Source organism: Streptoverticillium reticulum (assembly GCF_047456005.1).
GTDB classification, from domain to species: domain Bacteria; phylum Actinomycetota; class Actinomycetes; order Streptomycetales; family Streptomycetaceae; genus Streptomyces; species Streptomyces reticulum.
Map to the genome: position 1 here is coordinate 1,370,561 of NZ_CP179755.1, position 13,881 is coordinate 1,384,441.

Below are 13,881 nucleotides of genomic sequence, written 5' to 3' on the forward strand. Positions count from 1 at the left end.
AGACTGTTACGCGGCCAGGCCGTCTTCGTCATCCGCTTCGTAGGCAAGGCCGTAGCGCTGGTGCTGCTCGGCCTTGACTTCGCCGAGGGTCTTCTTCGTCCAGTAGCAGTCGCGCTCAACCAGGCGCCCCCACCGGCCAGATGCCGACTCCAGCGCCACCAGGTCGGTGTACCCCAGCTCGGCGCCGAAGATGTAGCCGCCCACGATCGCCCAGCCGAAGGCTTCGCCGGAGGCCGGGTCGATCTCGGTGATGAACCAGTCGCTGCCCGAGTTGAAGTAGTGCGCGTGCACCACCGCGTTGTCGCCTTTGTCGTCCTGGGCGTAGATCTTCGGCATTCGGCGCAGTTCGGCGTCGGTGGGGTAGAAGCGGTGGCCGCGGCGGCGGCGGTAGAGCTCCGGCATCTTGTTGAAGCGGAGGTTGGTGGGGGTCTTGTTGTCGGTGTGAGCGGCGGCGGCGTGCATCTTGTCGAAGCTTTCTGTGGTCATCGGCAGGTGGGGGTCAGGCGGCGGGGGTGACGCGGAAGTCCTCGGCGTCGGCGTCGGAGCTCAGGGGGATGCGCTCGGCCAGTTCGCAGGCGGCGACCCAGCGGAGCCGCCAGCCGGTACCGGGCGTGAGCTCGCGGCCGTCGCGGTCCTCGATCGTCCACAGCGACGTTCCGGCGATCCGCTTGGTGTAGCCGAGGGCGTTGCCGAGGCCCCGGACTACGCACCAGCGGCCCTTGCCGGCCTTCTCGAAGGTCACGTCGAAGACCTCGGGGCGGATCAGGCCGTCGGTGCCGTAGTTGTCGGGGTGGGCGCTCATCGGTTTCTTCCTTGTTTGTGGTGGTTCGTCCTGCCAACACCTCAAACATAAGACACAACGTCGTATTATTCAAATCGGGGGTGAAGAGCCCCCCATCACGCCCGCCCGCTGGCATCATGAGAGCCCCGACCGACGAAGGAGCCCCGCTGTGCCGAAGACCTTCACCGTCCACATGACAGGCGGTCCCGTCGAGGTACCGGCCACGATCCTCGGCATCCGCCAGGCCCTGCCCGAAGCAGACCGCGACCAGTTCACCGCGGAAGCCGAGAGCGCCGCGGCCGACGAGCTCCCCGCCCTCCTTGCCCGCTGGGCGATGAACATCCCCACCGAGCACGACGCCGCCGAGGAAGCCCTCCTCCAGCAGGTGGCGGTCGGCGACTTCTCCGGCGTGGTCTTCGCCGACGAGATCACCGACGCCTACCGGAGCGCCGGATGACCTACCGCGTCGCCTACGCCAACGAGGCCGCTGCCGGCCGCGGCGCCATCCCGGCGCAACGCCGCAAGGAGTTCGACGACGGCATGACCCGGATCGCCCTCGATCCCTACGGGTGCGGTTCGTCTGCGGTGCGCGGCAGCCGGGACCGGCGGGACGCGGCGGTCGGGAAAGTGGCGTTCATCCGGTACGAGGTGAGCCCGAGCGTCGTCACCATCACGGTGCTGCGGGTCATCCCCGCCCCCTGAATGCCCGCCCCTCCCGGTGGGCAGTACTGGAGGCGGAGGCTCCTCTCCGTCCCAGGTGCCGGGCGCTCCCCCGGCACGCGGTCCGGCCCGGCGTTCCCACCGTCCGGGCCGGACCGTCTTTGTCTCAGGCGGCCTGTGCCTGCTCTGCCTGGTCGACCGCCTCTTCGAGCTGGGGCCGCTGCCAGTAAGGGGCGAAGTTCCCCACCACCGCGAGCCCGGGTCGGGCCTTCGAGTAGAGCGAAAGCCCGAAGCCGTCGCCGAGGTTGACCGCGCACCTTTTGAGCGCGCCGGAGATCGCGGACTTCATGGCCTTGTCGTGCGCGTCGCCGAGGGAAGGCATGATGTTCTCGCCGACCGCGCCGTCTTCGAAGACGGCGATTTCGTGGCCGCAGACGGCGCGTATCCGCAGGCGGACCATGGCCCGGTAGATCACGGCGTGGGCGTCGCGGCCGGCCTTGGTGGTCGTCTTGTTCTGGGCGACGAGGTCGCACGAGATGGTCTCGACCGACCATCCGCCGACGGAGAAGACGCGGTTGAGCCATCTTCTGACGTCCCATTGCTCGACGTGGTCGAAGCCCTTGTCATCGCGCTGTACGCGGGCGGGGTCCAATGGTTTGAGCAGCAGCCTGACCTGGAGGTCGGTCAGGCGGCAGACGTGCGGCTCGTCCGTCTCGGTGGTGCTCACGGTGGTGCTCCTGGTGGTCTTGTGGGTATCAGGCAGCGGCCGGGAGGGCTTCTTCACCGGCGAGGTCTTCGAGGAGTTCGATGCGCGCCCAGTGCACGGCTTCGCGGGCGTGGTCGACGTCGTAGATCGTGAAGCCGTGGCGCTGGGTGGCGGCCGTGCGGTTTTCCACGAACGTCCACGTGGTCATGGCGAGCTCGTTCGCCATCCAGTCCAGGGCCTCTATGTCAGCGTGCAGCTCGGCCTTGCCGGTCGGCTTGCCCCACACGCCCGGTCCGGTCAGGCGGCGGGTGGTGGCGAGGGCGGCGTGCGGGGCGCGGGCGTCGGTGGCCGCGAGGGCTCGCAGGTGGTTCAGGACGACGGCGGGCATGGTCACGTCGATGACCGCGGGCTCGGCGGTCCTGGTGGGGAGGGCGGCGGTAAGGGCGGGCAGGCCGGCGGGTGCCATACTGGGGGCTCCATTGGTGATGACGTTGACGCGTGCGCTGGTGGTGGGCCGACCCCGGGTTTCTCAGGCCGTACGGGGTCGGCCCTTTGTCGTTTCCGACACCCTCAATATTACGACGCAATGTCGCATTGTTCAGCTCTGGCCGGCGTGACCCTCCGCACACCACACGCCAAGGCGTCGTATGATTCCCACCGATCAACACCACCCTCGATCGAAAGACGCCTCTGTGGCCAAACGCACCCTCTCCCTGACCGTCGCCGCCTGGGACGCCATCGCCGACGCAGCCGAGGCCGGCCACATCTCCGTCTCCCAGGCCACCACCGCCCTCCTGGGCGCGTACGCCCAAGGCCACATCCCTCCGCCGGCCGAGCCTGCCGCCTACACCGAGCGTGGCAGCGGCCAGCAGCGCTCCGGCCGCGGCATGCACATCCCCGACACCGTCTGGGACTCCGCCGTCGCCAAGGCGGGCCTGGTCGTCGACCCGAACACCGGGCGGACCAAGCCCGGCAAGCATGCCCGCTACCGGTCCATGAGCGCCCTCGTCGAAGCCCTCGGCCAGGCCCTCGCCAGCGGCGAGATCACCCTCGCCGCCGCCAGCGCGCAGCCCGCGCCTCGCCGGGCCGACTGACCAACGAACGGAGATCGCCATGGGCGCCATCCAGCAGCCCACCAAGGCAATGGGTCCGTACCGGATCGAGATCCGGTCGGAGTCCTTCTACCTCACCCGGACCGACGCCAAGGGCTGCGCCTCCCCCGACCGGCACACGGCCACCGTGCCTGCGTCCGATGCGCCCGCCCTCATCGCATCCTTCGCCCAGGTCGCCAGCCACCCCGCCTGGAAGCGGCGGGAGTGGGCCGGCGGCGACCCGACGGACACCACCTGGACCCTCCCGCCGGACGGGCAGGGTGAAGCCCCGAGCCATGACTGGTCGGTCAGCCGCGACGGCGAAACCCTCACCATCAAGGGACCGTGGGTTGTCCACGCGGAGAACGAGCGCGCGCTGCTCGACAGTGAGATCCGGTACCTCGACCTGCCGCAACTCGGCAACGCCCTTAAAGCCCTCGGCGACGAGCCCGCCGCATCCTGAGCCACTGCGCGGACCACCCGTCCGGTACGTCAGGCGAACACCCCGAGCGCGAAGCCGCGCACTGAGCTACGACCACAAGGCGCCCGCCCCCGCGGACCATCACCGGGGGCTGGGCGCTTCCCCTTGGTCCCGCTGACCCCAGCCCCCTCAACTGCCAAGCGTAGGCCGGTGTCTCATGCCGGATACATGCGCAGCCAGCACATGACATGTACGCGCCCCGGGAGCGCGATACGCCCCATGCGCCGGGCATGCACAACCGTCCATGTTTAAAGGGCGACTTGGCGTTTCGCAAAAGCATCCCCAATCGTTGGCAAGTGCAGGAAAAGATCCTTTCGCCGTACAAGCCGGAAGTGCAGAGAAACGCACCTGTCTATCCGGGTACGAGCGAACCTCCGTCTTCTTGGGGGCCGACCCCCGAGAGCGTGAAGGCGAGGACCCCGTGCACGAGCAGCTCTTCGCTCTGGCCCTGACTCACATGCTGACCGCCGCCGCTCACCTCATCGCCCCGGGAACCCTGGATACGGGGACCGCCGGGCACCTGCAACAGGTCGCTGCTCTCGTCGCGTTCGCCCGGTGGCACGGCCTGGAAGAAAACCGCTTCGTCGCCCAGCGCTGGCAGACGACCTCCGTCGAGGCCAGGCGGTGGATCGCCGAGGCCCGCAGGCGCGGGTTGATCTGCCGCAGCTTGCCACAACCCGCCCGCCCCGGTGGTACTTTCACCAGCAAGATCGTTCCCTCTCCACGATGCAGCGTCCCGTACGGGCCGCCTGCGGTTGAGAGGGACGAGCGGATGCTGCTGCCCAAAGAAGTCGCCTCGCTGCTGCGCATCAGCGTCGCGGCCCTGGCCAACCGTCGCCACAAGGGTCAGCCCCCCTACGGATGGGTGCGGCGGGGCCGCGCTGGGTCGGGGGTGCTGTACCCGGAATCGGCGGTGATCGCCTACCTCGCCGAACTCGCCACGGGCGAAGCGTCCGCTCCTGATGCCATCACGGATGAAAGCGCCCAAGCTCCGCATGCGACACGGCGGCTGAAGCGCCCGAGCAGCAAGAGGTGAAGCGGCAGTGGCCAAAGCATGGGTTGAAGACCTGTGGCACAAACGGACCGGTGAACCGTCCGAACGGTGCAGGCAGCACGACTCCCGCAATCAGTACAAGTCCAAGGTCCATGGGAAGGGCGCCCGTTGGCAGGTACGCGGCCTGGACGATCAAGGCGGCCGGCTACCGAAGGAGAACTACGAGTCCTACGACGACGCCCAGGACCGTGCCGAGAAGCTGAGCGGGAAGGTCAAGTCCGGTGAGTACCGGCAAGAACTCCTCGGCCAGATCACGCTCGAACGCTACTTCTGGGACGTGTTCTGGCCCACCCATCCCCTTCCGCCGGGGCAGAAGGAGAAGTTCGAGCAGCGCACCACCTCGTGCATCCTGTGCTTCCCGATCGGCGAGCTGCCCTTGGCCGACATAGGCCCGGAGCAGCTGAACATGTGGACAACGCAGCTGCGCGGCCGGGTCGAGCAGGGCCTGGTCCGCACCGCGTGGCAGACGCTCTCGAAGATCCTTCAGGCTGCGTTCGAGGCGAAGCGGATCACGCAGAACCCCTGCCGGGGGCTGCGCTCGGCCCGCCCTCCCCGGCGCCCGGAGACCGAGCGGCATGTCTGGGGGCGCGAGCGCATCCACGCGGTGCGCCAAGCGCTCCCCGACCGGTACCAGATCACCGAGGATGTGGGGCTCGGGGCGGCCTTACGGCAGGGAGAGTGCTTCGGGATCAGCCCCGATGACTTCTCCGGCGACGGGCACCTCAACGTGGTGCGCCAGCTCCAGAACCTTGGTGGCCGGCGCTGGTTCAAGCTGCCCAAGAACGACAAGAAGCGCCGTCTGCCCATCGCCGAGGAACTCGAATACGCTGTCGACGCATACTGCAAGCGCTTCCCCCCAGTTGAGGTGACGCTGCCGTGGGTGGACAACACCGATCCGCTGATGCCGTGGGAGGAACGCCCGCTGATCACGGTGCGGCTGCTGGTGACCACCACCCAGCGCAACGCGCTGATCCACAACTACTACAACCCCGAGATCTGGAAGCCCGCCCTGGAGGAGGCCGGGGTCCTCAAGCGCCTCTACAAGGCCGATGGCACCCCCAGGAAGTCGTGGCACGACCCCGAGGGCGGCAACACCTACCACGTGCTGCGCGACACCTGGGCGTCACAGCAGCTCGCCGCCTTCGAGGCACCGGCGAACGTGGCCAAGTGGATGGGCGACACGGTCGAGACGATCTACCGGTACTACGCCAAATTCATTCCCGACGACGGAGGCCGCGGCCTGAAGGCAATGAGCGAACTATTGATGCCGCCGGAATGAAATTCGTGGGCCGTGTTCAGAGCACTGCCCATAACCGGATACGATCGTTGCGAGTTTCTTTCAACGTCGGGCTTAAGGGAGGTCATTGTGCGCATTCACATCCGCCACGACGCTCATGTGCCCGACAAGTGCCCGATGATCAAAGGCGTTATGCCGCTGACCAGCGGGGACACCCAGGACTCGACCTCTTTCCCTGGTACCTCAACACCGGTCCTCTCTTCTACAACAAGGAACTCTTCAGCCGAGCCGGCCTGGACCCCGACAAGCCGCCGAAGAGCTATCCCGACCTGTTCGACTGCGCCACCCGGATCTCCCGCCAGTCGGACGGGAAGATCGCCACGCTGGCGAGCAGCCCGACCATCGAGGACTTCGGCCGCTACGGGGTGCGGCTCACCAACAGCGACGCCACCGCCTTCACCTACAACGAGCCGAAGGGCGTCGAACTCCTCAGCCGGTACCGGGAGCTGTACCGCAACGGCGGTCTCGACCCGCAGGCGCTGAACAGCACTCCGGAAAGGGCGGGCCAGAAATTCCTGGAGCAGAAGGTAGCCATCAATCCCGGAAGCGCCCACGACCTCGGCACGTTCAAGCAGAATGCCCCGAGCCTCTACAGGAATCTGGGCATCACCGATGCCCCCAACAACACCGGAAAGCCCAACATGTACGTGATGGGCCTCGCGGTCGGGCAGCACAGCAAGCACAAGGCGGCGGCCATCGCCTTCGCCCACTTCGTCACCGACCGGAAGAACCAGGAGGAGTTCGCCCACAAGGTGGCCGTCTTCCCCAGTACGAAGGGGTCGCTGGAGGACCCGTACTGGACGCGGGACGACGGCACCGACGAAGGGCGGGTCCGGGTGGCCTCGGCGAAGATGCTGAAGGGCGCGGTGAATTACACGCCCGTCGTGATGAGCGACGAGATGAAGACGATCCTGAAGAACGAGGTCGCCAAGGCGCTCCAGGGAAAGAAATCCCCGCAGCAGGCGCTCGACGACGCCGTGGCGCAGAGCAACAAACTCCTCAAGCAGGGCTGACGGCCGTGCCATCGTCCCCACGGCGTGTCCGTACCCACCGGGCCGTCAGCCCCTGGCTCTTCCTGCTGCCCGGTCTCGCCGTCGCCGCCGCCTTCAGCCTGTATCCCTTCCTCACCACCCTCGGCAAGGCGTTCACCGACGCGCGCACCCTCGCACCCGGCCGGTGGACCGGGCTGGAGAACTTCCGGGACATGCTCCACGACGAGCAGTTCTGGGTGGCCCTGCGCAACAGCGCCCTGTACGTCGTGCTCGTCGTGCCGTTCACGGTCCTGCTGCCGCTGCTGCTCGCGCTGCTGGTGCAGAAGCAGCTCCCCGGCGTCGCCTTCTTCCGTTCCGCCTTCTACACACCGGTCGTGGCCTCCGTGGTCGTGGTGGCCCTCATCTGGGTGTGGATGCTCGACGACCGCGGGCTGATCAACGGCCTCCTGCAACTGGCCGGTGCGGGACCGGTCGACTTCCTCGGCGGCTCATGGATGTTGCTGTTCAGCGCCATGGCACTGACGGTGTGGAAGGGCCTGGGCTACTACATGGTCGTCTATCTCGCCGCGCTCGCGAACGTCCCCCGTGAACTGCACGAGGCGGCTGCCGTCGACGGGGCCGGGGCGCTGCGCCGGTTCGTCAGCATCACCGTTCCCGCCGTCCGCTCGACCATGGTGCTGGTCGGCGCGCTGTCGTCCGTGGCGGCGTTCAAGGTCTTCTCGGAGGTCTACCTGATGGCCGGGCCGACCGGCGGTCCGGCCGGGCAGGACACCACCCTCGTGATGCTGGTGCAGCGCACCGGCACCGGCCTCAACGGCCGCACCGGCTATTCCTCCGCGCTCTCGCTCGTCGTCTTCGCCGTCACGCTGGTGCTGATGCTGCTGGTGCTGCGCGCCGACCGCAGGGAGGAGCGCGCATGAGGCAGCGGATGCCCGTCCGGACACACCGGATGCCCGGCTGGGAGAAGGCGTTGCGCTACGTGCTCATGCTCGCCGTGCTGGCAGTCGCCGTCGGCCCGTTCCTCTGGCAGCTGTCCACCTCGCTCAAGGGCACCACCGAGGACATCTACACCTCTCCCCCGCGCTTCCTGCCCGCGCACCCGACCCTGCACAACTATGCCGAGGTCGCGGACGTCATCCCGGTCTGGGACTACGCCCTGAACTCCCTGAAGGTGGCGGCCGCCAGTGTGCTGACCAACCTGGTCGGCGCCTCCATGGCCGGTTACGCACTCGCCCGGCTGCGCTTCCGGGGCCGCGGCGTTGCGGGGCTCGCGTTCGTCATGGCGCTGCTGGTGCCCGTCGAGTCCGTCGTCATCGCGCAGTTCACCATGGTGCGGGGCCTGCACCTCAACAACACCCTGACCGCCGTCGTGCTGCCCGGATCCGTCGGGGCGCTGAACGTGCTGCTGATGCGCAACGCGTTCGCCGCCCTGCCGTACGAGACCGAGGAGGCGGCCGTCATCGACGGTGCGAACGTGTGGCAGCGGTTCGTGCGGATCGCGCTGCCGTCGGTGCGCGGGACGCTCGCCGTCGTCGCGATCTTCGCGTTCATGGGGGCGTGGGACGACTTCCTGTGGCCACTGGTCGTCCTCTCCGACCCGGACCGCTTCACCCTGACCGTCGGACTGAACTTCTTGCACGGCACGTTCCAGCAGAACCCGCGGCTGGTGGCCGCCGGAACCGTCATTGCGGTCGCACCGCTGCTGGCGATGTTCGCCTGTCTCCAGCGGTACTTCTTCCGCGGCGTCGGCGAAGGCGCCGTCAAGGGCTGATCCAAAGGCCGGTCCGAAGGCTGATCCTTCTTCTGGAGAGGTCACTGCATGTCTTCTTCTTCCGCTCCGCGCTTCGGCGTCAATTACACGCCGACCAACGGGTGGTTCCACCACTGGCTGGACTTCGACCTCGACGAGATACGGGCCGATCTCGACTCCCTGGCCGCCCTCGGCCTGGACCACCTCCGCGTCTTCCCGCTCTGGCCCGTCTTCCAGCCCAACCGCACCCTCGTGCGGCCGCGCGCGATCGAGCAGCTGGTGCAGCTCGTGGACGCGGCCGGGGAGCGGGGGCTGGACGTCGCCGTGGACGGGCTGCAGGGGCACCTGTCCAGCTTCGACTTCGTACCGTCCTGGACCACCACCTGGCACCGGCGGAACATCTTCACCGACCCGGACGTCGTCGAGGCACAGGCCGCCTACCTGTCAGCGCTCGCCTCCGCGTTGTCCGGCCGGCCGCACTTCCTCGGCATGACGGTCGGGAACGAGGTCAACCAGTTCGCCGGAGCGCCGCATCCGGACCCCGACCGGATCGACCGCGAACAGGCCGGGACTTGGCTCCGGCGGATGCTGGACGCGTGCGAGAAGGGTGCACCCGAGCGGGCGCACGTGCACGCCTCGTACGACGTCGCCTGGTACGACGGCGACCACCCCTTCACGCCTGCCCATTCGGCCCGGATCGGGGCCATGACGGCCGTGCACTCCTGGGTGTTCGACGGCACGGCGCAGCGGCACGGGCACGATGGTGTGCCCACGGAGCAGCACGCGGCCTATCTGATCGAGCTGTCGAAGGCCTGGGCCGAGGACGTGCACCGTCCGGTGTGGCTGCAGGAGGTCGGCGCGCCTGCGCCGCACGTTCCGCCCGAGCGGGCTGCGGCGTTCACGGACGCGACCGTGGCCGCTGCGCTGGACTGTCCGGATCTGTGGGGCATCACGTGGTGGTGCTCGCACGACGTGGACCGGGGGCTGGCGGACTTTCCCGAACTGGAGTACGGGTTGGGGTTGTTGACCCACGACCGGCGGGTCAAACCGGCCGGGGAGGTGGTGGCGCGGTGGGCGGCGCGACCGCGCCGTGCGGCTGCGCCGCGGCAGGTCGGGCTGGTGCTGGATGCGGGGGACGTGGAGGGGGCGCCGTTGCGGGCGCAGTGCGCGCCCGGTGGGGCGTATTTCGAGGCGTGGATGCGGCTTGCTGCGCGGGGCTCGCGGCCGGCTTCGGTGTTGGTGCAGCGGGTGGGGGATGCGGGGTACCTCGCGGGGCGGGGGATCGAGGAGGTGGTGACCGTGGGGGATGTGTGAGGGGTGCCCCCTCGAACGCCGGACGGGCTGATAGTGCGCCGCACCTGTGGGCATGCCTACATCACTGGCCGACCTCTCGATCGGTAAGGACACTCGATGCACAACGACCGCAGCACCACCGAAGCCCGCCTCAAGCGGGTGCTGGACGAACGCATCCGCCCCGCCGTCTACCCCGAGTCGGTGCCGCTGGACGTATCCGTGTGGAACGCCCCGGGTGAGCCTGTCCCCGTCGCCGAGGGACTTGCCGCCCCGCGCACGCCGGTCGCGGCGGGGGATGCCTGGGGGCCGCCCTGGGGCACCAGCTGGTTCACGGTGTCGGGGGCCGTGCCGCAGGAGTGGGCGGGCCGTACGGTGGAGGCCCTGCTCGACCTGGGCTTCGACGACAACATGCCGGGCTTCCAGTGCGAGGGGCTCGTCTACCGGCCGGACGGCTCCCCCGTCAAAGGTCTCAACCCGCGCAACCAGTGGGTGCGCATCAGCGACCGGGCCCGCGGCGGCGAGCCGGTGCTGCTGCACGTCGAGGCCTCGTCCAACCCCGTGATCCTCGGCTACCACCCCTTCGCCCCCACCGAGCTGGGCGACCGCGAGACCGCCGGTGACGCGCCCCGCTACCGGCTGGCCCGGATGGACCTGGCCGTCCTCGACCGCACGGTGTGGGAGCTCGTGCAGGACCTGGAGGTGCTGGACGGGCTGATGCACGAGCTGCCGGAGGACACGCCGCGCCGCTGGCAGATCCTGCGGGCCGTCGAGCGCGCCCTGGACGCGATCGACCTCCAGGACATCGGCGGCACGGCGGCCCGGGCGCGCGAGGCGCTCGCCGGTGTGCTGTCCTCCCCCGCGCACGCTTCCGCGCACCGCATCAGTGCCGTGGGGCACGCCCACATCGACTCGGCGTGGCTGTGGCCGCTGCGCGAGACGGTGCGCAAGGTGGCCCGTACGACCGCGAACATGACGGCGCTGCTGGAGGACGAGCCGGAGTTCGTCTACGCGATGTCGCAGGCGCAGCAGTTCGCCTGGGTCAAGGAGCACCGTCCCGAGGTGTACGCGCGCGTGAAGAAGGCCGTCGCGGAGGGGCGCTTCGTGCCGGTCGGGGGCATGTGGGTGGAGTCGGACACGAACATGCCGGGGGCGGAGGCGCTGGCGCGGCAGTTCGTGCACGGGAAGCGGTTCTTCCTGGAGGAGTTCGGGATCGAGACGGAAGAGGTGTGGCTGCCGGACTCGTTCGGCTACTCGGCCGCGCTGCCGCAGCTGGTGCGGCTGTCCGGGTCGAAGTGGTTCCTGACGCAGAAGATCTCCTGGAGCCGGACCAACAAGTTCCCGCACCACACCTTCTGGTGGGAGGGTATCGACGGCACCCGGGTGTTCACCCACTTCCCGCCGATCGACACCTACAACGCCCAGCTGTCGGGCCGGGAGGTGGCGCATGCCGTGCGCAACTTCCAGGAGAAGGGCGGCGCGACGCGCTCGCTCGCGCCGACCGGCTGGGGCGACGGCGGTGGCGGCACGACGCGGGAGATGCTGGCACGGGCGAAGCGGCTGGCGGATCTGGAGGGTTCGGCGCGGGTCGGCTTCGAGAAACCGTCGGCGTTCTTCGAGAAGGCGCAGGCGGAGTACGCGGACGCGCCCGTGTGGGCGGGCGAGCTGTACCTGGAACTGCACCGGGCGACGCTGACCAGCCAGGCCCGCACCAAGCAGGGCAACCGGCGCTCGGAGCACCTGCTGCGCGAGGCGGAGCTGTGGGCGGCGACGGCGGCGGTGCGGACCGGATTCCCGTATCCGTACGAGCAGTTGGACCGGCTGTGGAAGACCGTGCTGCTGCACCAGTTCCACGACATCCTGCCGGGCACGTCGATCGCGTGGGTGCACCGGGAGGCCGCCGAGACGTACGCCGCCGTGGCGCGGGAGCTGGAAGCGCTGATCGCGGACGCGCTGACGGCACTGGCCGGTGACGGCTCGTCCGGCCAGGCTGTCGTCTTCAACGCGGCACCGCACGCGCGCGGCGGCGTCGCAGCGCTCGGCGCAGTGCCCCAGAGGCCCGCCCCGGTGCCGGCCGCCGTGCGGCCGCGCGAGGGCGGCGGCTTCGTGCTGGACAACGGCCTGCTGCGGGTCGGGATCGACGGGCGCGGGCTCGTGGTCTCGGTGTACGACCCGGCGGCGGACCGGGAGGCGATCGCCCCGGGCGCGGCGGCCAACCTGCTGCAACTGCACCAGGACTTCCCGAACATGTGGGACGCCTGGGACATCGACCACTTCTACCGGAACACGGTGACCGACCTGACGGACACCGAGTCGCTGCGGGCCTCCGACGACGGGAGCGTGCACGTCGTCCGGGCCTTCGGGAACTCCCGCGTCGAGCAGCGGATCAGCCTGCCGGCCGGGGCTCGGCGCGTGGAGGTGGAGACGGAGGTCGACTGGCACGAGACGGAGAAGTTCCTCAAGGCCGCCTTCCCGTTGGACGTGCACGCCGAGCGGATCGCCGCCGAGACCCAGTTCGGCCACCTGTACCGGCCTACGCACACCAACACCAGCTGGGACGCGGCCAAGTTCGAGGCCTGCGCGCACCGGTTCGTCCACCTGGAGGAGCCGGGCTGGGGCGTGGCACTGGTCAACGACTCGACGTACGGCTACGACGTGAGCCGCACGGAGCGCGGAGCGGGCAGCGGGACCACCACGACGGTGCGGCTCTCGCTGCTGCGCGCCCCGCGCTTCCCGGACCCGCGCACCGACCAGGGGGTGCACCGCTTCCGCTACGCGCTGGTGCCGGGCGCGACCGTCGCGGACGCGGTGCGCGAGGGGTACGCGATCAATCTGCCCGAGCGCCGGGTGCCGGGGACGGACGACGTGCCGCCGCTGGTACGGGTGGAGGAGGACGCCAACAGTGCGGTGGCCGTGTCGGCGGTGAAGCTGGCGGACGACGGGAGCGGTGACGTCGTCGTCCGCCTCTACGAGTCGCTGGGCGGCCGGGCGCGGGCCCGCCTCGCCGTGGACTTCCCGCTGGGCACGGTGGCGTACTGCGACCTGCTGGAGCGGCCGACGGCACCGGCCGAGGCGGCGGGCGGGACCGTCCGCCTCGCCCTGCGCCCGTTCGAGGTCGTCACTCTCCGGCTGGCGCAAAGGAACCGCCCCTGAGCAGGGGCAGCGCGGGTCCTGTCGGACCTCGCCAGGAGGAAGGGATGCTCGGCATATTACGGTGACCGGGTGACAACGTTCGTGGCGCTGCTGCGCGGCATCAACGTGGGCGGCAAGAAGCGCGTCCCCATGCAGACCCTGCGGGATCTGCTCACCGGCATGGGCTGCGGCTCCGTGCGCACCCACCTCAACAGCGGCAATGCCGTGTTCACCCACCCTGATGCCGGGGAGGAGGAACTGGCCGCCGGACTGGAGCGGGCCATCGACCGGGAGCTCGGGCTGTCCGTGGCCTGCCTGGTGCGCGAAGCGGGTGAGGTCCGGCGCATCGTCGACGCCGACCCGTTCGCCGGGCAGGAGGTCGATCCGGCGCGGTTCCTGGTGCTCTTCCTGTCCGGTCCGGCCGATCCGGCCACCGTGGCGGACCTCGACCCGGCGGCGTACGCACCCGAGGGGTTCGCCCTGGGCGAGCGCGCGGTGTACCTGCACTGCGCGGCCGGCATCCGGGACTCGAAGCTGGCCAAGCAGCTCACCGAGCGCCGCCTGGGCACGACCGTCACCGGGCGCAACTGGAACACCGTCACCAGACTCGCCGACATGGCGGAGGATGCCACCGCTTAGCATGCGGG

At 69.4% G+C, this 13,881-nt stretch carries 15 protein-coding genes and 1 pseudogene; 12 read left to right on the plus strand and 4 right to left on the minus strand.

Going from position 1 to position 13,881, the window contains the following annotated elements:
- Nucleotides 1-6: 6 nt before the first annotated feature.
- The gene (locus tag ACMATS_RS06420; protein WP_414167242.1) at nucleotides 7-486 is read right to left on the minus strand and encodes a DUF2958 domain-containing protein; all 480 of its coding nucleotides are present in this window, start codon (nucleotides 484-486) and stop codon (nucleotides 7-9) included.
- 13 nt (nucleotides 487-499) lie between these two features.
- Nucleotides 500-802 (minus strand): hypothetical protein, encoded by a 303-nt coding sequence (locus ACMATS_RS06425; protein ID WP_414167243.1) that lies wholly within the window; start codon nucleotides 800-802, stop codon nucleotides 500-502.
- Nucleotides 803-950: 148 nt separating this feature from the next.
- Between ACMATS_RS06425 and ACMATS_RS06430 the strand changes: the two genes are divergently transcribed.
- Both ACMATS_RS06430 and ACMATS_RS06435 read left to right on the plus strand, forming a co-directional pair.
- Nucleotides 951-1,238, plus strand: coding sequence for a hypothetical protein (locus ACMATS_RS06430; RefSeq protein ID WP_414167244.1), 288 nt, complete (start codon nucleotides 951-953; stop codon nucleotides 1,236-1,238).
- The gene (locus ACMATS_RS06435; protein ID WP_414167245.1) at nucleotides 1,235-1,483 is read left to right on the plus strand and encodes a hypothetical protein; all 249 of its coding nucleotides are present in this window, start codon (nucleotides 1,235-1,237) and stop codon (nucleotides 1,481-1,483) included. Before ACMATS_RS06430 ends, ACMATS_RS06435 begins: the two co-directional genes overlap by 4 nt.
- Nucleotides 1,484-1,607: 124 nt before the next feature.
- Here the strand turns inward: ACMATS_RS06435 and ACMATS_RS06440 are convergent, their stop codons facing one another.
- Entirely contained in the window at nucleotides 1,608-2,168 is a 561-nt protein-coding gene (locus ACMATS_RS06440; protein ID WP_414167246.1) for a Rad52/Rad22 family DNA repair protein, read from the minus strand.
- Nucleotides 2,169-2,196: 28 nt separating this feature from the next.
- On the minus strand, nucleotides 2,197-2,613 hold the full coding sequence (locus tag ACMATS_RS06445) for a hypothetical protein (RefSeq protein WP_414167247.1): 417 nt from the start codon (nucleotides 2,611-2,613) through the stop codon (nucleotides 2,197-2,199).
- A gap of 226 nt (nucleotides 2,614-2,839) precedes the next feature.
- On the opposite strand from ACMATS_RS06445, the gene ACMATS_RS06450 reads away from it, so the two are divergent.
- From ACMATS_RS06450 to ACMATS_RS06495, 10 genes and pseudogenes are all read left to right on the plus strand, one after another.
- Nucleotides 2,840-3,241, plus strand: coding sequence for a hypothetical protein (locus tag ACMATS_RS06450; protein ID WP_414167248.1), 402 nt, complete (start codon nucleotides 2,840-2,842; stop codon nucleotides 3,239-3,241).
- 19 nt (nucleotides 3,242-3,260) lie between these two features.
- The gene (locus ACMATS_RS06455; protein ID WP_414167249.1) at nucleotides 3,261-3,701 is read left to right on the plus strand and encodes a hypothetical protein; all 441 of its coding nucleotides are present in this window, start codon (nucleotides 3,261-3,263) and stop codon (nucleotides 3,699-3,701) included.
- A gap of 439 nt (nucleotides 3,702-4,140) precedes the next feature.
- Nucleotides 4,141-4,755: a hypothetical protein gene (locus ACMATS_RS06460; protein WP_414167250.1), complete on the plus strand. Its 615-nt coding sequence runs from the start codon at nucleotides 4,141-4,143 to the stop codon at nucleotides 4,753-4,755.
- 7 nt (nucleotides 4,756-4,762) lie between these two features.
- Nucleotides 4,763-6,052, plus strand: coding sequence for a hypothetical protein (locus tag ACMATS_RS06465; RefSeq protein ID WP_414167251.1), 1,290 nt, complete (start codon nucleotides 4,763-4,765; stop codon nucleotides 6,050-6,052).
- Between the two features lie 152 nt (nucleotides 6,053-6,204).
- Nucleotides 6,205-7,083: pseudogene (locus ACMATS_RS06470) on the plus strand (extracellular solute-binding protein); the annotation flags it as partial.
- Nucleotides 7,080-7,982 carry a carbohydrate ABC transporter permease gene (locus tag ACMATS_RS06475; protein ID WP_414170664.1) on the plus strand — a complete coding sequence of 301 codons (903 nt, stop codon included), beginning with the start codon at nucleotides 7,080-7,082 and terminating at the stop codon, nucleotides 7,980-7,982. The pseudogene ACMATS_RS06470 and the gene ACMATS_RS06475, both read left to right, overlap by 4 nt.
- On the plus strand, nucleotides 7,979-8,833 hold the full coding sequence (locus ACMATS_RS06480; protein ID WP_414167252.1) for a carbohydrate ABC transporter permease: 855 nt from the start codon (nucleotides 7,979-7,981) through the stop codon (nucleotides 8,831-8,833). Before ACMATS_RS06475 ends, ACMATS_RS06480 begins: the two co-directional genes overlap by 4 nt.
- A gap of 48 nt (nucleotides 8,834-8,881) precedes the next feature.
- Entirely contained in the window at nucleotides 8,882-10,126 is a 1,245-nt protein-coding gene (locus tag ACMATS_RS06485) for a glycoside hydrolase 5 family protein (RefSeq protein ID WP_414167253.1), read from the plus strand.
- Nucleotides 10,127-10,222: 96 nt separating this feature from the next.
- Nucleotides 10,223-13,255 carry an alpha-mannosidase gene (locus ACMATS_RS06490; protein ID WP_414167254.1) on the plus strand — a complete coding sequence of 1,011 codons (3,033 nt, stop codon included), beginning with the start codon at nucleotides 10,223-10,225 and terminating at the stop codon, nucleotides 13,253-13,255.
- Nucleotides 13,256-13,324: 69 nt separating this feature from the next.
- Entirely contained in the window at nucleotides 13,325-13,873 is a 549-nt protein-coding gene (locus tag ACMATS_RS06495; protein ID WP_391149022.1) for a DUF1697 domain-containing protein, read from the plus strand.
- The last annotated feature ends 8 nt before the right edge of the window (nucleotides 13,874-13,881 follow it).